At 30.8% G+C, this 19,744-nt stretch carries 18 protein-coding genes; 1 reads left to right on the forward strand and 17 read right to left on the reverse strand.

Annotation, left to right across the window (positions count from 1 at the left end; translation table 11 throughout):
• Positions 1-33: 33 nt before the first annotated feature.
• The 11 genes from AB3G33_RS11040 to AB3G33_RS11090 all read right to left on the reverse strand — a co-directional run bounded on the left by AB3G33_RS11040 (position 34) and on the right by AB3G33_RS11090 (position 15,008).
• Positions 34-399: a hypothetical protein gene (locus tag AB3G33_RS11040; RefSeq protein ID WP_367769344.1), complete on the reverse strand. Its 366-nt coding sequence runs from the start codon at positions 397-399 to the stop codon at positions 34-36.
• 205 nt (positions 400-604) lie between these two features.
• Positions 605-1,465 carry a neutral zinc metallopeptidase gene (locus AB3G33_RS11045; protein WP_367769347.1) on the reverse strand — a complete coding sequence of 287 codons (861 nt, stop codon included), beginning with the start codon at positions 1,463-1,465 and terminating at the stop codon, positions 605-607.
• Between the two features lie 43 nt (positions 1,466-1,508).
• Positions 1,509-4,796: a PAS domain S-box protein gene (locus AB3G33_RS11050; RefSeq protein ID WP_367769350.1), complete on the reverse strand. Its 3,288-nt coding sequence runs from the start codon at positions 4,794-4,796 to the stop codon at positions 1,509-1,511.
• Positions 4,797-5,679: 883 nt separating this feature from the next.
• The gene (locus AB3G33_RS11055; protein WP_367769353.1) at positions 5,680-6,462 is read right to left on the reverse strand and encodes a hypothetical protein; all 783 of its coding nucleotides are present in this window, start codon (positions 6,460-6,462) and stop codon (positions 5,680-5,682) included.
• 37 nt (positions 6,463-6,499) lie between these two features.
• The gene (locus tag AB3G33_RS11060) at positions 6,500-7,237 is read right to left on the reverse strand and encodes a nitroreductase family protein (protein ID WP_367769355.1); all 738 of its coding nucleotides are present in this window, start codon (positions 7,235-7,237) and stop codon (positions 6,500-6,502) included.
• Complete coding sequence (locus tag AB3G33_RS11065; RefSeq protein ID WP_367769358.1) at positions 7,228-8,556, reverse strand: aldehyde dehydrogenase; 1,329 nt, start codon at positions 8,554-8,556, stop codon at positions 7,228-7,230. Before AB3G33_RS11065 ends, AB3G33_RS11060 begins: the two co-directional genes overlap by 10 nt.
• Before the next feature lie 72 nt (positions 8,557-8,628).
• Positions 8,629-9,318, reverse strand: a complete 690-nt coding sequence (locus AB3G33_RS11070; protein WP_367769361.1) for an RluA family pseudouridine synthase — start codon at positions 9,316-9,318, stop codon at positions 8,629-8,631.
• A 17-nt stretch (positions 9,319-9,335) separates the two neighbouring features.
• Positions 9,336-10,754 (reverse strand): ArnT family glycosyltransferase, encoded by a 1,419-nt coding sequence (locus tag AB3G33_RS11075; RefSeq protein WP_367769364.1) that lies wholly within the window; start codon positions 10,752-10,754, stop codon positions 9,336-9,338.
• A 16-nt stretch (positions 10,755-10,770) separates the two neighbouring features.
• The gene (locus tag AB3G33_RS11080) at positions 10,771-11,529 is read right to left on the reverse strand and encodes a glycosyltransferase (RefSeq protein WP_367769367.1); all 759 of its coding nucleotides are present in this window, start codon (positions 11,527-11,529) and stop codon (positions 10,771-10,773) included.
• A 60-nt stretch (positions 11,530-11,589) separates the two neighbouring features.
• Complete coding sequence (panB, locus tag AB3G33_RS11085; RefSeq protein WP_367752660.1) at positions 11,590-12,408, reverse strand: 3-methyl-2-oxobutanoate hydroxymethyltransferase; 819 nt, start codon at positions 12,406-12,408, stop codon at positions 11,590-11,592.
• 134 nt (positions 12,409-12,542) lie between these two features.
• A complete protein-coding gene (locus tag AB3G33_RS11090; protein ID WP_367769370.1) occupies positions 12,543-15,008 on the reverse strand; it encodes a glycoside hydrolase family 3 N-terminal domain-containing protein in 2,466 nt (821 codons plus the stop codon).
• 157 nt (positions 15,009-15,165) lie between these two features.
• Between AB3G33_RS11090 and AB3G33_RS11095 the strand changes: the two genes are divergently transcribed.
• A complete protein-coding gene (locus AB3G33_RS11095; RefSeq protein ID WP_367769373.1) occupies positions 15,166-15,912 on the forward strand; it encodes an NUDIX domain-containing protein in 747 nt (248 codons plus the stop codon).
• 101 nt (positions 15,913-16,013) lie between these two features.
• On the opposite strand, the gene AB3G33_RS11100 is transcribed toward AB3G33_RS11095, so the two are convergent.
• The 6 genes from AB3G33_RS11100 to AB3G33_RS11125 all read right to left on the reverse strand — a co-directional run bounded on the left by AB3G33_RS11100 (position 16,014) and on the right by AB3G33_RS11125 (position 19,707).
• Complete coding sequence (locus tag AB3G33_RS11100; protein ID WP_367769376.1) at positions 16,014-16,481, reverse strand: hypothetical protein; 468 nt, start codon at positions 16,479-16,481, stop codon at positions 16,014-16,016.
• Positions 16,482-16,695: 214 nt separating this feature from the next.
• Positions 16,696-17,052, reverse strand: coding sequence for a type II toxin-antitoxin system HigA family antitoxin (locus AB3G33_RS11105; RefSeq protein ID WP_367769379.1), 357 nt, complete (start codon positions 17,050-17,052; stop codon positions 16,696-16,698).
• Positions 17,053-17,057: 5 nt separating this feature from the next.
• On the reverse strand, positions 17,058-17,351 hold the full coding sequence (locus AB3G33_RS11110; protein WP_367769382.1) for a type II toxin-antitoxin system HigB family toxin: 294 nt from the start codon (positions 17,349-17,351) through the stop codon (positions 17,058-17,060).
• Between the two features lie 303 nt (positions 17,352-17,654).
• On the reverse strand, positions 17,655-18,254 hold the full coding sequence (locus AB3G33_RS11115) for a hypothetical protein (RefSeq protein WP_367769384.1): 600 nt from the start codon (positions 18,252-18,254) through the stop codon (positions 17,655-17,657).
• Positions 18,255-18,594: 340 nt separating this feature from the next.
• Complete coding sequence (locus AB3G33_RS11120; RefSeq protein ID WP_367769386.1) at positions 18,595-19,020, reverse strand: hypothetical protein; 426 nt, start codon at positions 19,018-19,020, stop codon at positions 18,595-18,597.
• A 165-nt stretch (positions 19,021-19,185) separates the two neighbouring features.
• A complete protein-coding gene (locus tag AB3G33_RS11125) occupies positions 19,186-19,707 on the reverse strand; it encodes a hypothetical protein (protein ID WP_367769389.1) in 522 nt (173 codons plus the stop codon).
• Positions 19,708-19,744: the final 37 nt, after the last annotated feature.

Here is a 19,744-nt window from a genome sequence, read left to right on the forward strand (position 1 = left end):
GGGATTTAATGGGTAGGACTATAAAATTTATTACTACGGAACGAAATATTCATTGATAAAAGCATGTTGTTGATTAACATTCATTGTATCTGTTTCTTTTATTTCTATTTTCATTTTTACAAAGCGTTCATCTTCGCTTAGGATGTCAAAAAAGTCAACCTTTGTATTTGAGGGACCAAAAAGGATTATTTTATCATAATTAATTATTGCTTCGGCAATTCTATTGTAATACCTATAAACGTTTTTAATAGATGTATTCTTTTCAAGTTTAGATGTCGCTTTATCTTCCAAGTGAAATTCATGTATAATCGTTTGAATTTCAAAAGGTTTTGTAGTAAATTCCATTAAATAGGCAAGAGAATGATCCATCCATATACCTAGTTGCTTCGTTTTTTTCATTTTGTTTACCCATTTATTTCGAGTAAAATTATCGATATAAAGGAGTGTAATTATTTATTTTAGTTAAGAGGTATTTGATATAAGATGAGTTGCAATAAAGTGTCGATGAATTGAATTTAGAATAAAAAAATAATGGCTTAATAAATGTTAGGGACAAAAAAAATCGGGCAATTAGCCCGATTTTAAATACTGTTTTTAATTTTTTTTATTTTAATTCAGCAAAAGTATTTCCTTGCTTGATATCTCCCGTTTTATATCCTTTCATGAACCAGTATTTCCTTTGTTCGGATGTACCGTGAGTAAATGATTCAGGAACAATATGTCCTTGCATTTTTGATTGTATAGCATCATCACCAACTGCATGTGCAGCACTTAATGCTTCATCAAGATCTCCTTCTTCAAGAATGTTATTCATCTTTTGGTTGTAATGTGTCCATACACCAGCATAAAAATCGGCTTGTAACTCTAAGGCTACGGATAATTTATTAGCTTCTGCTTTACTTTTACCTTGTTGCATTTCGCGCATTTTTTCTGATGTGCCTAATAAGGTTTGAACATGATGCCCAATTTCGTGGGCAATAACATAAGCAGTGGCAAAATCACCTCCTTGCGCACCAAAACGGGTTTTTAGTTCTTCAAAGAACGTTAAGTCCATATAGACTTTTTGATCTCCAGGGCAATAAAATGGGCCGGAATCAGAAGTTGCATTTCCACACGCAGTTTCTACAGCTCCGCTAAACAAAACAATATTTGGCTTTTTATAATTGAGATTATTTTCATTGAATATTTTTGTCCAAACATCTTCATTATCTGCTAATAGTGTTTTTACAAAATCTTGTTCTTCAAGCTCTTTTGCTGTTAGATCTCTTTGTTCGGTGGGAGTACTTTGACCTTGATTCATTTGTTCTAGTATTGGCGTAAGCATTTGAGCATTTTCACCACCAAAAACATTTAAAAGTAAAATAATAATTCCTATTATTCCGCCACCTACAATTGTTTTACCACCGGAGGACATGCCTCTTCTGTCTTCGACATTGTCACTTTTTCGTCTACCTTGCCATTTCATATATTATTATTATTAGTTATTTCAAATACAAATTTAATTACTATTACAAGATCCACTTAACAATTGTTTCTTCTATAATTCGTTTAATTATTGGTTTCGATATATAATCATTCATTCCTGCTGAAAGACACTTTTCTTTTATTTCAATTTCTGTGCCAGCTGTAATTGCAATAATAGGAATTGTTTTGCCTAATTCTGACTTTCTAATTGCTTTTGTAGCCTCATAGCCATTCATTATAGGCATTTGGATATCCATGAATATAATATCTGGATTTATATTTTCAAATTGTATTAAAGCTTCGGCCCCATTAACAATTTCAAAAAATTCTGGTTCAAAAAGAACATTTTTAATAATTGTTTTAAGTAGTAGCATATTGATTTTATTATCTTCAACAAGCATGACTTTAAGGTTTCTTAATTTATCATTTGTTTTAAAAATATGCTCCATATTTGTAAAATCCTCTTCAACTGTTTTTGAAAATAGGTCTTCAATATAATCATTACTAGTTTTTAAATCCAGATCAAAATAAAAAACACTACCAAGCCCGATCTCGCTTTCAAGATTTAAACGACTTTTCATTAGTCCAAGTAGTTTATTTGAAATAGTAAGACCTAAACCTGTTCCTCCAAATTTTTTGGTTGTAGAACCATCCTCTTGAGAAAAAGCTTTGAATATTTTTTTCTTATTTTTTTCCAAAATTCCAATTCCAGAATCGACAACTGAAAAGCGTATTTTGGTTTTTGAGTCACTAATTTTTTTAATTATCGAAATATCTAGTTTTATAGTTCCTTTTTCAGTGAATTTTACAGCATTAGCCAAAAGGTTAATCAAAATTTGTTTTAATCGAACAATATCAATCCAGAAATAATTAGGAATATCTGGTGCTATGTTAAGTTCTAGATTTAATTTTTTTTGATTTGATTCATATAGAATTAAATCAATAATTTGACTCATAATTTCCTTAATATCATGTTTTTCTATGTGCAAGTCTAATTTTCCAGCTTCAATTTTTGAAAAGTCAAGAATATCATTTACGATACCCAATAAGGAATGTGCAGATTGGTTTACCGTGATCATATGTTTTTTTTGCACTTCGCCTAGCTCGGTTTTCATTAATAGATCCGTAAAACCAATGATACCATTTAAAGGGGTTCTAATTTCATGACTCATATTAGCTAAAAATTCCGATTTGGCTCTGTTTGCTGCTTCTGCGTATTCACGACCTTTTATCGCTTCCTCAGCCTCTTTTCTTTTTGTAATATCAAGCATGATGCCTTCGATATAAGTTATTTTTCCATTTTTTATAACGGCATCACCAAATTCTTCTACCCAAACAATTTCATTATTTTTTTTAATAATTCGATAGGTAAAATGAAACGGTTCAGATTTAGATAATTTATACGAAGATTCATCTAACACTTTTTTTACATCTTCAGGATGTATCAAATCAGTATAAAAAATTTTCTTATCTAAGAAATCAGATTTTTTAAAGCCAGTAAGTTTTTCTATTTCATCATTAAGATAAATTTTGGTAAACTTATTATCATTCTCTGATAAGTACACTGTTCCAGGTATATTGTTAGCTAAAAGTCTAAATTTTTCTTCGCTTTCATAAATTGCCGTTTCGGTTTCGATTCGGTCAATTGATGATGCTATATTTCTAGCCAAAGTTTGAAGGATATTTACTTCATCTTCGGACCAACTTCTTTCTTCGTTTGTATCATCAAAACCTAAAAAACCATGAAATCTATTCTTTATAAAAATGGGGAATAGTATTAATGAAATTACATCAACATTTAATAATTTATTTTTTAAAGATTCATTTTTAATTTGTGAAACAACAGCTTCATAAATTTTGTTATTTAATAATGGATCTATTAATTCTTCAAAATAGTCATAGGGAATATTTTGAAGTTTTGGATTGTTTTGTGTTAATGTATTGTTGCCCTTTATCCATCTGTATTTTTGGCTAATTAAATTAGTGTCATTATTTTTTTCATAATAATAGGCGCGATGTGATTTTGTCGCTTTCCCCATTATAATAAGGACATCAGCAAAAATATCATTTATGTTTTTACTGTTTAAAAACTTCTCAGTACACAACGTCATTGCTGCTAAAAGTTCACTTTTATATGTTAGTTTTTTTTCAATTTCGAATCTCATTTTTGATTCATAGGCTATAGCTATAATATCCGAAACTGATCTTGCAAAGTTAATATCTTCATTATCCCAATGTTTTATTTCTTCACTCGCTTCAAAACTAATGATTCCTTTTAAATCACCATCGATAAAAACGGGAGTATCGAGTATGGAGTAAATATTATTAGTATTGGTATAATCATTTTCTAATTCATATGTAGTATTGTTTTTAGAAACATCGGAAATAACTACTTGTAATTCATTTTCAATTATTGTAAAATAGTTTGGATATTGTTTTTTTGTTATTTCTTTTCCTGATGTAAATTCATTTTTATTTAACTGATATAATACAAGGCAATCTATTTTATCTGGATAATAATTCCAGTAACTAGCTCTGTTAACCCCAATTTTTTCTGCTGTTATTTTTAAAATCGTTTTTAATTTTGATTCTAAACTTTCATTGCTGGAGTAACTTTTTTCAGTAAATGCTTTTAAAGCGTTGCTGTATTTTTGAATTTTTAATTGTCTTTCTGTTTTTTCTTTTTCAATGTTTTTATAATATGTTACATCTCTTGCAATTACAGAATATCCTTTAATATTATTGTATTGGTCTCTAATAATTGATACTTTTTGTGAAACCCAGATTTCTTCGCCATTTTTCCTGACAATAGGAAATTCTAATATGGGAAAATTAGTCATTTCGGGTGTCGCAGCCGAATAGAAATCTAATACTTTTTGGATATAATCTTCTCTGATTAAAGAATTAAATTTTGAGTTAAACAGTTCTTTCAAACTAAAACCAGTAATCTTTTCTGTACTTTTATTTATAAAAAGGTAATCTCCTTTCCTGTTTAATTCATAAATAATATCATAAGCAGACTCTACAAGATTTTCATATCTTTTTTGAGTTTTAATTTCATTAGTTACATCTTGACCTATTCCAATAATTAAATCATCCGAAAATCGTTTGTCATTCCATTGAATGTATTTATAGTTTCCATTTTTACATTTTAATTTCCTTGTAAACGTTCTTTCAATGATTTCGTTATTATGAAATTCTTCCCCAATAAACTCGGGGTCTTCCGTTACTTTCCAAAATCCTAAGCCCATAACTTCCTCTGAAGTATAACCTAAAATTGACTTTATCGTTTCACTACAAAATTGCACTTCCCCTTTCTTATTAGTAGCCATAATAAGCGAGTTTCCGTTGTTTACAATCTCATTTGAAAACCGAAACTTATCTTTGATATTTAATGATGTTATAAAACTTATATAATTTATTATAAACACTAAAATGGAAAAATTTAATAATATTATAGCAGTTTTATCTGGGATAAGATTAAAAGCACTTGTAGCTGCAATATAAAAAAAGGCAAAAGACATAAAATACCAAAAAATCTTGATAGGCTTGAGTATTGTAAATGAAAAGAAAAAACTAATAATAAAAGTGATTATAGGAACTAATTCTAAGGGGAATAGAATAATACTTCTACAAATTAAAATAAAATAGACAATATAAATTGTAATAAAAATGTGTTTTATATATTGAAAAACTATTGCCTTTTTAGTGCTGATAAAGTAGATTAATAATAGGAAAACACCAATCATTAAGTTTTGATATAACAAGCTTTTTGGTCTTTCTGAAAAGAAATAAAGGTTGATTTCGGTTATAGGGCTTATGATCCCAAAAAATAACAAATAGGTTTGATATTCCTTATTTCTTATATATTCTTCATTATTTACTTTTATGAATGTATTAGTTAATCTAGATTTAATTTTAAAAAAATTAAAAAACAACATGCAATAACAAATAATTAAAATAGGTAGTAAAACCCATTTTAAATTTGGCGTGTTGTTAATATAATGATAGGGGGGGATTATTTCCATTGCAAATAGATTAATCTCAATTGAGCTAATTATATTTACGATAGTTGAAAATAAAAAGTTTAGGAACAAGATCATTTATTTTTTTAATTCTTAACGTGTTAAATATTCAACAATTTAATGAATATTTTGCAATATAAAGGATATCATTTTAAAAAATCTAAAAGTTGTTTTTATTATTATATTGAATTTAAAATGGATTGGATTCTGTTTTTTCTTCTGTTTCAAAACCTATGATTTCACTATATATGGCATAGTACATAGAATATAAGAAAGGAAGAGTAAAAAAGATTCCAATGTAAAATACTAAAAAGCCAATTACTGATACTATATAGCCAACTAAAATTAATCCTAAAAGGAGAAAAGGTTTTTTGAAAAAAATAATGACACTTGTTTTTATTGCATCTATGGCTTTTAAATCGCTAAAAATAATAAGTGGAATTGTAAGAAATGTCAAAAATAGTATGGCATATGAAACTAAATTCATGACTATCTCAAGTTCAGGTTGATCTAACAACACGGGTAATCCAGTATTGACAATCGAAATTAACAAAGTTGCAATAACGAGTTCTTTAAAATAAGAACTATTGTAGTATTCAAAAATAGTTGAAACATGGAATTCTTCATCTCTTTCTGCACAATAAGCCATTTTAATAAAACCTGCCATAAATGGGCTCAATATTGTAGAAAAGATGATACTACCTACTATGAACGCTATTCTTGAATTTCCAGTTAGATGATCTGGGTTTAAATTTTCAGGTTTTAAAATTTCAGTAAGTTGATTAGCACCAAATTTATAAATTAGTATTGCAGAAACAAATACTGCCATTAAAACCGCAAACACAAAAAATAGAAGTCCTGCATATATGACGATTTTCTTATAGTTTTTGAAAGCCAAATTAAATACGCTTTCAAAACTTAATGTATACCCGTTTTTTTTTATTTCTTCAATTCTATTTTTTTTTGAAAACATGCTGATTTTTGTTTTTGGTAATTTTTAAAATTTGGATTTATAGTTTAAAATAAACCTCTTCAAACGGTATTCTGAATCGATCTCCATATACACCGGTTTCTTCGCGAATTCCACAACCAATAATCATATTAATTTCAGATGATGGTGAAAGGTTTATTATTTTTTTTACGCGCAAGGAATCAAAGCCTTCCATAGGACAAGTATCATAATTGATGGCAGCCATACTAATCATGAAGTTTTGTGCCGCTAATGCAGCACTTTTTTGAGCTACAATTCGCATATCACTTTTTCGCGTTTGTCTATAGGTAGGTTTGAATAAGCCTATGAGTTGGAAGATCAAAAATTTGAATGCACCTGCTATTCCAATAAAATCAAAATAAAGTGTGGGCACTATTTTTTGATAATAGTTTAGGGCGAATTTTTCTCTTTTAGTATAATCAGCTTCTGGTTTCTCTCCGTATTGAGATTTTAAGTAATCTACATTAGATTGTACTCTCTTTTTCCACAAATCTTTTCGAGAAACAATTACGACCATTTGTTTTGCCGTTTTTGCTGCATTTTGACCTAAACAAGCTTCCGTAAGTTGTTCTAGAATTTTAGGAGAGGTAATATGATAGAATTCCCAAAGTTGCATGTTACTACTTGTAGGAGCAAGAGAGGCTAAACGAATGCATTCTTTTACTTTGTCGTCTTCAATGTTTTCATTTTTAAAAACCCGAACGGAGCGCCTATATTGTATTGCTTCACTAACCGTTTTTTCCGTTATTAGACCCATTTTAGCAATTTCTTGATTGTAGTTAATTTATCTTTATAAGGGGCGTAACGCATTGGTAAATCTAACCAATAGGCTTTTTTGACAATTGCTTTTTTATGAGAAAAAGTATCAAAACTTAGTTTCCCATGATACGCTCCAATACCGCTATGACCTACGCCTCCAAAAGGCAGTCTTTTATTAGAAAAATGGATGACCGTATCGTTTATACATCCGCCACCAAAGGAATAATCCTGTATTATTTTTTCAGCAAATGCGTTGTTTTTGGTAAATACATATAGCGATAATGGCTTTTCATATCTAGAAATGATGGTATGCAAGTCGGCATCACTTTTATAAGAAAGAATAGGTAATAACGGACCAAAAATCTCCTCTTTCATGATAGGAGTATCCAGCTCTGTTTCCTCAATTAAGGTAGGAGCGATGTACTGTGTAGTTTCATTCGTTTGCCCTCCGAAAATCACTTTCTCTGGTTCAATCATCTGTACTAATCGATTCCAATTTTTTGAATTAATAATTCGAGCAAAATCAGGAGAGGCTTCTGGTTTTGCACTATATGCTAAAGTAATTTCTTTTTTTAAAAATTCGACAAACTCCGTTTTTATATCATTATGGACTAATAAATAATCGGGTGCAATACAAGTTTGTCCAGCATTTATAAATTTTCCCCAAACGATTCTTTTAGCTGCCAGTTTTAAATTGGCAGTTTCATGAATAATACAAGGATTTTTCCCACCAAGTTCAAGTGTTACAGGAGTTAGGTTTGCGGCGGCTGCTTTAGCTACTATTTTTCCAACTGGAACACTACCCGTAAAAAATATATAATCCCAGCGCTGTGTTAGTAAACTTTGTGAAACTTCAGCACCACCTTCGATGACTTCCACATGATTCACTTCAAAGGTTTTAGTTATAATTTTGGTTATCACTGCCGATGTGTGAGGCGTTAACTCAGAGGGTTTAAGAACTACTTGATTTCCAGCGGCTATTGCAGAGACCAAAGGACATAGTGCCAATTGAAAGGGATAATTCCAAGGAGCAATTATCAATACTTTACCATATGGTTCTTTATAAATATAGTCAATGGATGGAAAATTAACTATCGAAGGAAGCACCATTTTGGGTTTCCCCCATTTTTTTATATTCTTTATGGTGTCTTTTAATTCTGTAATTACATAATTTGTTTCTGTCAGAACCGCTTCAAAAGCAGGTTTTTTAAAATCATCATATAAAGCTTGAATTATTTCATTTTCATGAATTATAATAATATTGAGCAGTTTTTTTAAAACTTCTTTTCGGTATTTTATATTTGTTTTATAATTCATCTTAAAATTAAATATTTTAATGGCTATGCAAGATAATTTAAATTTTTAATTCTAATTTTTATCAAATTAAAATCATATTGCATTCCAAATAACTTCATTTGGAACAGGTGCAATTATCTTGATTTCTTCTTTAGAGACTGGGTGAATAAAAACTAATTTTCGAGCATGTAAATGAATACCACCATCCGGATTAGAACGATCAAATCCATATTTCAAATCTCCTTTTATAGGTGAGCCAATGGATGCCAATTGTGCTCGAATTTGATGATGTCTTCCAGTATGTAAATTAATTTCTAAAGCAAAATAATTGTTAAGTTCTTTGAAAACAGTGTAATCTAAACTGGCTATTTTACTATCAGGAACTTCTTTTAAATGTGCTTTCGAAGTATTGTTTTTTTCATTTCTTTTGATAAAATGAATTAATTTATCTTCTTTTTTTAGAGGTTTATTTTTTACAATCGCCCAATATGTTTTTTGAGTTTCTCTATTTTTAAATAATTCATTCAATCGTGTCAGTGCTTTGCTTGTTCTTGCAAATACAACTATTCCGGTTGTGGGCCTGTCAAGACGATGTACAACACCCAGAAATACTTCACCAGGTTTATTGTATTTGTTTTTAATGTATTCTTTTACCACCTCACTAAGTGGCTTGTCTCCCGTTTTATCACCTTGCACGAGATCTCCTACACGTTTGTTTACCACTATGATATGGTTGTCTTCATGAAGTACTTGAAGGTTATTTTTATTGGATAGCTCTTTCATTACTAAATTTTAGTCTCTTATTTTGTTACAAAAATAGCTGTTTTATAATTGCTTTCGGTTAAAACCATTTGTTTCCTATATTTTTCTGGAATTTCATTTTCAGTTTTCTTAAGAGTTACTAAAAATATTTTTTTATGTAATTTAAAAACAGAATCAAATTGGGTAGCATTTTTTATTAATTGTGCTTTTCCATTGGTATAAAATTGACCAGAATAATTTTTCTCTTTCCAATAATATAGTGGTATATCTTTGTTCTCGTTTTTCTCCATAAGATGTTCCAAGATGTACTTATCAGTATTCATTTTGTCATCAAAAATTCCAGTTGCAAGAACGGTATACGCTATAACTGCAATTATTGGAAAAATTAAAGCAACTCGGATGAGTTTCTTTTTACTTTCAAAGTCATCCCACCAATACACCATCAAAAACATGATAGGAAGTGTTACAGGAAGCATATACGTATGGAGTATATTCTTAGATAAAGTAAAGAAAATAGGGGTCCAGAATAACCATAAAACCAAGAAGGAAATCCAGTCGTTTTTCCATATTGATTTTCTATTTTTCCATATTTTATAAAAAACAATTTGCACCCATGGAAGTCCAAAACCAAGCATAAAAAGCCAAATCATTCCTTTTGGTTGTGAGTGACCACTACCATATAAATCTCCTTGCCAGCCGGGTTCAATAAAACGCTTGAAGTGTTCTCCAATTATAAAGTAATCTAGAAAACCAGGTGATTGTTGTTCAGCAAAATAATACCAAGGTAGTCCAATTAGGGCTGTAATTAGAATCCCAATTATAACTGAAAACTTAGAAAACAATTCGCGAAATCTTCTTGTATCCAAGCAACACCATATAAATAATGGGGGAAAAGTAAGCACTATAATAAGTGGTCCTTTGGCCAATAGTCCCAATCCTAAAGCAACAAAAAACAGATAATTCCAATAGGTTTTTTTATCACTTTTCATGGTTTTCCAAAAAGAAATCATCATGATAGCTACACAAAATTCTAAAGCAGTATCAGTTGAAACTACGCCTGTATGTATTAAAAACTCAGGCATCGTTAATAAAATAAAACCGGGTAAATAGAACGAAGCTCCGCTTTTTTTAACCATTTTACCTGCTATAATCACTAATAATATGCTAAGTAAAAAAGATGGAAATCTTGAAGCAAACTCATTTACGCCAAAAATAACATAACTAAAAGCAGACAACCAAGTTGATAATGGGGGTTTTGCCCAAAAAGGAATACCGTAATCAATTTGAGGGACAACCCATTGATTGGTTTCTTGCATAATTCTTGCAATTTCAGCATATCTGGCTTCCGTTTTATCTAGTAAAGGAATTGCTGCAGTCAACAATAATCTAAATAAAGCGATAAGAATTACGGAGATAGATAGAACATAAGAGTTACTTTTAAATTTCTCTGCAATCATTTTTTTAGAGTTTAGGTTAGATTAATTTGGTAGTGTTGTTTTTGTATTTTTTTCTAATTTGGAATAAATCGATCCAAAGTTTAAAAAAGTAGCTTGGTTTAACTTTAGAATTTCCTTTTTCAATCCAAGATTTAAGCGGAACTTCATACATTTTTTGAATGGCTCTTTCTTTTCCAAAAAGGATAATCATTCTAAAGAAGAGCTCAACATCAAACAGCCATTTTGAAATAAATTCTTTTTTAAACAATCGAATCGAAATTTCTCTTGTAAAAACTTTGCAACCACATTGTGTATCGTAAACTTTAATGCCCAATACATGTGAAATAAAAGTCGCAATAACACGACCAATCAAAAAGCGACTATTTTGACGCTCAATTGTGGAACCTATTTTTCTAATTCGGGAACCAAAACAAAATACAATTTCATCCTTTATGTATTTTTGGATTTCCATGAATTCCTCTAGTGTTGTAGCAAGATCAGCATCTAAATACCCAATAAACTGGTGGTCAAAATTTTGATTACAATAGATGATTCCTTCTCTAACTGCTGCTGCTTTACCCGCATTTTTTAATAAAGAAACAATATACACTTGATTCGTATATTGTTTCTTTAAAATATTTAGTAAAGCAAGGGTACTATCAGTTGATCCATCATTTACAAAACAAATCTTTGCGTGATGATAATTATCTAGAAACCTTGAATATTCTTTAATTGTAATTCCTTTTTCCTCATTATAACAAGGAATTACAATAAATGTATTAGGTGGTTCAAGCATAGTAATATTTATTTAGGGTAAATATACAACCATGAATGTTAAAACACCTTTAATAAAAGATTAATACTGTTCTTTTTCATTTGGGAAGTCGCTAGATTTTACATCAGCAACATATTGACTAATGGCTTTAGTCATTCCGTCGTATAAATCCATATAACGACGTAAAAAGCGAGGACTAAATTCATTATTCATTCCTAACATGTCATGAATGACTAGTACTTGACCGTCAACACCACCTCCAGCACCAATTCCAATGACAGGAATAGAAATACTTTTAGCGACTTTTTCAGCTAGATGAGCAGGTATTTTTTCCAAAACTAAAGCGAAACATCCAAGCCTTTCTAATAATTTAGCATCTTCCACTAATTTATCAGCTTCATCTTCTTCTTTTGCCCTTACGGTATAAGTTCCAAATTTATAAATGGATTGTGGGGTCAAGCCCAAATGTCCCATAACTGGAATTCCAGCATTCAATATTTTTTTAATTGATTCTTTAATTTCTTTTCCTCCTTCTAATTTTACCGCATGTCCACCGCTTTCTTTCATGATTCTGATAGAAGAACGCAAGGCTTCTTTGGGATCCGATTGGTAACTTCCAAAAGGTAAATCAACAACAACTAGTGCTCTTTCGATAGCTCGTACCACAGAGGAGGCATGATAAATCATTTGGTCTAATGTAATAGGCAACGTAGTTTCATGTCCCGCCATTACGTTTGAAGCCGAATCTCCAACTAGAATAACATCAATACCGGCTGTATCAACAATCTTTGCCATAGAATAATCATAGGCAGTAAGCATGGAGATTTTTTCTCCATTGGCTTTCATTTCAATTAATGATTTTGTAGTTATTCTTTTATAATCTTTTTTTGCTACAGACATGGAATTGTTACTTTTTGTCCCGTTTTAAGGTGACAGGTTATAGGTTGTAAAAGTAGTAAAACAAATTCTTTAGAAACAAAAAAATGGGTTCGAAAAATCGAACCCATTTTAAAGAATTATTATAAATTAGTATACTAATGTTTTAAATCAGTAAATTTTAAGTCAGAAGCAAAGGAAGAATTTGTTTTTTCAACAATTGTTTCTTTTGCTAATGTGAATGTAGCCGTATGTTTTGTGTCCAATGAGGAAGTTGCAATTGCTACTTTATAAGTACCTGCTTCAGCAATCCATGCATTTTTGCTTGTAATAAATGAAGCTAAATCTTTAGGATTTAATGTTAGCGTTATTGTTTGACTTTCTCCAGGTTGTAATAAATTGGTTTTACCAAAAGCTTTTAACTCTGAAATTGGTTTGTCAATGCTTTTTGATGGAGCAGAAAGGTATAATTGTACTACTTCTTTACCTGCTACTTTACCTGTATTTTTTACAGTTACTGTAAAATCCATTTTGTTTGTAAATGCTTTTGAGCTCATTTTTAAATTTGAAATATCAAATGTAGTATATGATAATCCGTAACCAAACTCGTAAGATGGTTTTACATGAAAAGTGTTGAAATAACGATATCCAACATAAACTCCCTCTTCATAAGTTACATCAGTAGGGTTTTCTGGAGGTGTTCCAATCCAGTTTTTAGCCGATGGTGTATCTTCGTATTTTACAGGGAAAGTCATTGTTAATTTTCCAGAAGGAGTTACTTTTCCAGAGAAAACATCTGCAACAGAATTTCCTCCTTCTTGACCCGGTTGCCAAGGTAAAAGAATAGCATCCACTTTGTCTTTCCAGCTAGCCGTTTCGATTACACCACCGATGTTTAAAACAACCACTACCTTTTTGCCTTGAGCATGAAAAGCTGCCGAAACGGTATTGATTAAATTGATTTCATCTTGTGCTAAGTTAAAATCTTCTTCAACTTTACGATCATCCCCTTCACCTGCATTTCTACCAATTGTGATTAATGCCAGTTCAGAAGTTTTAGCTTTATTTTGAACGATTTCTGCATTTAATTCTAATTCTGGAAGTCTTTTTGGTGTTGCCAATAAACCTTCTTTTTCACGTCTTTTAGCTTCAATTTCTTTTTGAGCAACCATAAATGGTTTGTATAGTCCTTCTAATTCGGTATCAATTGAAAAACCAGTATTTGTTAAACCTTCAATTAAGGAAATAGAATAGGCTTCATTTACATCACCACTTCCAGTTCCACCAGAAATAAAATCATAAGAAGTAACACCAAAAACAGCTAGTGGAGCTGATTTTGAAGTAAATGGCAATACATTACCTTCGTTTTTCAATAAAACTACCCCTTCTGCAGCAGCATCTCTAGTTACTTGTGCATTTTCTTTTAAGTTTGGTTTATTTGAATAATGGTAATTGTTCATTGCAGGCGATCTCATTACTAGTTCTAAGACTCTTCTTAAATTAATGTTGATGTCTTCTTGAGATAATTTACCATTTTTTATATTTTCAATAATTGCATTTTTTTGAGCAGGTAGACCTGGCATCAATAAATCATTTCCAGCAGTTAGTTGTTTGGTAACATCACTAACAAAATCTTTATTCATTATAGCCCCAAATCCATTGTATCCACCAAACCAGTCAGTCATTACTAACCCTTTAAAACCCCATTCATTACGAAGTACAGTGGTTAATAAATCTTTACGTGCCGATGTATAGGTACCATTCAAAAAGTTATATGAAGACATTACAGTCCACGGTTGTGCCTCTTTTACTGCAATTTCAAAACCTCTTAGGTATATTTCACGTAAAGCTCTCTCGCTAACATGTGCATTAACACCCATTCGGTTTCTTTCCTGGTTATTTGCAGCAAAGTGTTTTATCGAAGTTCCTACACCATTAGATTGTATACCATTTACCATTGCTGCTGCAATTTTTCCAGCGATTAATGGATCCTCTGAATAGTATTCAAAGTTTCTTCCACACAATGGATTTCTGTGAATATTCATTCCAGGACCTAATAGTACATCTATACCATATTCTTTTACTTCATTTCCCATTGCTTTACCAACTGAATTGATAAGTGCTTCATTCCAAGTAGAGGCTAATGCTGTTCCTACTGGAAAAGCTGTAGCATAATAAGTGTTCGCATCGTCTTCTCTAATTGGTTTAATACGCACACCTGCAGGACCATCAGATACAATTACCGATGGAATTCCTAATCTGGAAATTTCAGTTGTACCACCTGCTGAACCAGGAACTTTTGCTGTTTCTTTCCCTGTTGTGAATTGCATTTTTTCCCAATCAAAACCAGGCATTCCGATTCCAATAAGCATACTCGCTTTTTCTTCGTCGGTCATTTGATTAATTAGATCTTGAATTCGATCTTGGGTAGAAAGTCGATAGTCTTCATATTTATCTAATTTTCCGTTTTTATTTAAATCTGAAAAAGTAAAACCATTTATAGTAATGATTGGACTATTTTTCGGGTCATTTATTTCTGGTTTTTTTGTCCAAGAAATCCCAGAAACAACTAACGCTGATAGCAGCGAAGTTTTTACGATTTGTGAAATTGTGTTGTTTTTCATGTGGTTTATTTAATAAATAGTTTTTATTGCTTCAATATGAAGCAATATTAATTATTTTTTTTTAATATTTGTAAAAAAAAGGAGTTTATTTTTTGATTATCAGTTTTTAAAGTAAAAATTATAATCTATTTCGTATTTTCGCAACCAACTTGAAAAAATGGAATTTAATAAAATAATAGAAGAGAAGTCAAATGAAGCTTGGGATATTTATATTCCAAATTTATCTGTTGATTGTGTCGTTTTTGGATTTCATGATGGCATCTTAAAAGTATTGCTTACAAGATTGAAAGAAAAAGATCTTTGGGCGCTTCCTGGGGGATATGTTTTAAAAACAGAAAATTTGAAACAAGCAGCCAATAGAATCCTTTTTAGTAGAACAGGTGCTGAAAACATTTACTTACAGGAATTTAAAGTTTTTAGTGATCTAAATCGGTCAGCTGGTATTTTTGACGAATTTCCAGATACACTATGGAATAAACAGCGATTTCTTTCGGTAGGATTTTATGCTTTAGTCGATTTTCACCAAGTCAATTTGGTTATGGACGATATTTCCGATGCTTGTGAATGGAAAGCAATTGAGGAATTACCCCTTTTTATGATGGATCACAGAAGTATTTTTGATAAAGCATTGGAAACACTTCGCCGACAATTAAATCATAAACCTATTGGTCATAGTTTACTGCCTGAAAAATTTACCATGCCTGAACTTCAAAAGTTGTATGAGATTATTTTAAGTAAAAAATTAAATCGGGGTAATTTTTATCGAAAAATGTTGCGTTATGATATCCTTGAAAAACTAGACGAAAGTAGAAAAGGAGGGGCCCACAAAGCACCCGATTTGTATAAATTTGATTTAGATAAATACCAGTTGGCACTAAAAAATGGATTTAATGAAGGCTGGTAACTTAAACCGTATCTATCTTAACTTGTATTCAATTTCAGTGTGATTTAAATAGGTAATTCCACTAAATTCCAGCTCGCTCAAATGGCGGTTATAGACAGTGGTTATTTTTCCGTATATCTTTGTAAAACATTCCGTTTCGAATTGACTTCTTTCCACATTTCAATTTTATAGTAATCGCTTGGATTTTCATCAAAAGCTGTTTCCAAATTTAACGAATAAACACGTATTCTGTATGCGCCATTTTCAATTTCTACTTCAATTTCAATTTCGGAATTTGGGCAGTCCAATACTTGTAAAATTCCAGAATGAATATTTATACTAGCTTCTACTACGTGGTCAAATTCGGCAAAATCTTTAATTAAACTTTCAGAATCTAAAATTTCAAATTCACAATTTACTATTCCTTCATCATTCGCAATTCCAACGCCAATTATTCCATCTTCTATTGCAAGTCTGTCGGTGAATGCTTCGTCAGTCCAAAACTTTTCGGAACCAGTATTTCCTTTCGCATTTTTGTCAGCAATATAGAACTGTCCGTAATCAGTTATAAATTTTAGTTCAAATTTCATTTCAATCTATTTCAGGATTCTGCATTTTTTTCGCATTGGCTATAACGTCAGTTCGTCTAAGAACCTAAATAAACTCTCTAAGAATTCCATATTTTATATTTTTCAAAGATAGGAATCCGAGAACAAAAACTCAAAACTGAGGTTTTTAGACAGTTTGAAGTTATGCCACTTCTCGTCAGTTGCGAGAAACAGCTGTTAGCCGACGTGCTTTATTTCAATATGTTTGAATTAGCACATCTGTTGGAATATTCAATCTCTCATGAAGTTGACGAATCATTTCTAATGAAAGTTTTCTTTTTCGGTTTAAGATTTCGCTTGCTCGACTTTTCAATCCAACAATCTTTGCCAAATCATTTTGATTATAACCCATTTGTTCCATTCTGAATTTTATCGCTTCGATTGGATCTGGTAAACCAATTGGAAAACGTTCATTTTCATATTGATTGATAAGAATTCCCAATACTTCAAGTTCATCGCCTTCTGCTGAACCGAATTTTGCATCAAAGATTGTTTCCAATCTTTCCAAAGCTTGATTATAATCTTTTTCTGTTTTTATAGGTTTAATTTCCATAGCTTTTAAATTTCGTTTGCGTTAATCTTATCATACTCTGCATGCGTTCCAATAAATCGAATCCAAATCATTTGGTAATTATAATTTATCCTTACAATCAATCTGTAATTATTTCCTTTGATATTGAAAACAAAGCGATTATCATTTAAAATACTCGCGCTTGGATATTCTTTTTTTACTTCGTTTGGATTTTTCCATTCAGCGTTGCTGGTTTCCTGAAACCAGGATTTGAGTTGCTGTTCTGAATTTGCATGAACTTCCCAAAAATCTCGCAATATCTTTTTCGAAATTATTCTCAATGTTTAATTTTTTTTTCAAAGATAAACAAAAGTTCCCAATACGGGAAATGCTTATAAGATTTTTGTTATGCACAAAATGCTTCACTTTAATTAAACCAAAGTATTTTCCGCTTTGCTATTTCGCTATATTCTTTTTCGTCGCAAACGATTGCAAAATCATTTACTGCAACGTTTTGCCTTTAGTTTGCGAACTTCGTAACCGCTCAATTTTCGGTTTAACGAAAACTTGATGCGAAACGGTAATTCTACTAAACTCCAGCTAGCTCAAAATGGTTGTTACAGGTAGTGCTTATTTTGTGTAATTTAATGTAGAACAAAAAAAAGTACTATTATTATAATCCAAATTGGAACACGTGGATCAACTTCATCAAAAAACTTCGGTTTTTTGGTGAAACAATATACTCCACCTGTCATTATAGTCACTGAAAATAAGATTATATATACGTTTTCTGAATCTTTATTTTCCTTTTTGTTTCTGCATTCAATGTCTATATATTCTTTTTTATTTTTCACAAGCGAATGAATTTCACAAGTTGCTTCAGTATCAAAATTTTCTATATCATCTTTTAAAATCTGAATTGAAATTGTATCACCAAAATTTATTTCATTTATTACTTCATCATCGTTGACGCACCTATAATCAAAATCAGCAATTTTGAAAGTAGATTTGTTTTCAATACATTTAAATTCGATCCATTTTCTACCGTGTTTCCCAGTAATTTCTTCAAATTTGGGTTTGTCGGAAGCTATTAAATTTTCAATAGTTTTAAGGTCTGATGATTTAATTACGTAACTATCACTATGAACACTAATGAATAAATACGCTCCAATAATAAAACAAATTATAGCTACTGATAAGTAACCTTTTCGTTTTTTATCCCAATCGTCTAGATTATCATCCATAAATTTTTGGTTGAAATATTCCGTTTATTTTCCCCTGTCAGCGGATGCATTACCTGTAACGTTTTGCCACTTTGAGATGGCTGGAAAATCGTAACCGTTCAATTTTCGGCTTAACGAAAACGTGATGCGAAACGATAATTCCACTAAACTCCAGCTAGCTCAAAACAGCGGTTATGCCTTCGGTTTTTGTGCTATTCCAATTTTAACGTTTCAATTTTCACGTTTCAATTTTCACGTTTCAATTTTCGGTTTCGCTTCCGCACCGTTTTTAAGTCGGAAACAATTTTAAAACTATTTTTTATGTTAGAATTTAAACATTTAAAAACTCCAGAAATTATATTTATTGACGATTGCCGTGTTCAATGTAATTTCCGTAAGCTATTACAAAGTCTGAGTTATCGTCGGAAAGTTCGATTTTATTTAATTCGGATTTGTCTTTTAGTTTTATTTTTTCTTTTAATGTATGGAATCCAGCGACTCCTTTAGGAGACATACAATCAGCAAAAACATCAAAACATTTATCTAAATCCATTTGGTAATTCATAAATCCAATGTTAACCGTTTTTAAATCCCAACTTATGTTAAAAGAAACAACGTATTTTCCACTAGTAAACATTCCTGAAGGCAATTCAGTTGTTTTTGGCGTTTCACTTAATATTTTTTCAAAACTTAAATTATGGACCGCTAAAATATATTCAGCTTTTTTGATGTCGGTAGTAAAACCTCCTAAATCAAATTCTTCAATCTTATCAATGAATAATGTCATATTATTTTCGGTGTTTCGGTTTTCTAAACTGAGGCATAACGTTTCCTCGCTTTGCCGTGTTTGGGAGTTTTGAAAACGAGTATTTTCGGCTAAACGAAAATACGAATTAAAACGGTAATTCCACTAAAGTCCCAAATACGGCAAAACGAGTGTTGGTGGCTGTATTTATTTTTCTACTTTCTTTAAGTACATTTTTTTATAGTAATATTTTGGGCCAAATAAAATATATTTTCTTTTGTCTGAATATTTTTTTGCTTTTCTAACGATTTTGTTTGTTTGGATATTATAAACAAATAATTTTCCGTTTGATCTTCTGTATTTTAAATGATATTCAATTTCCTTATCTTTTTTAAGTTCATAAGAATGTGAATTTGATAGTTTTTCAAAATCTACAATAGTATCATTTTTGGCAATTTTAATTGCGTCTTTTTCCGTTTCTCCTTTTAGCTTGTTAAAACGTAAATAAAGGTCGTTTTTTTCGATTCTGTATATTCCGTCAAGTTCGGTATGCTGTAAATCTCCTGAAAATTCATAGTGAAAAGTATTATCCGGTTTCAATTCAATTTTGGTTATAAAGAATCCCATTTCAGCAAAGTTAGAACGATATTTTCCAACTACGCTTTTGTTCGAATTACACGAAGTTAATAACACAAACAAAATGATATTTATTATAATTCTGAATTTCATCGTCATTTCTGTTTTCTAATATAGCCACCAACGTTTT

It is taken from the genome of Flavobacterium sp. WC2421, from assembly GCF_040822115.1.
Classification (GTDB): domain Bacteria; phylum Bacteroidota; class Bacteroidia; order Flavobacteriales; family Flavobacteriaceae; genus Flavobacterium.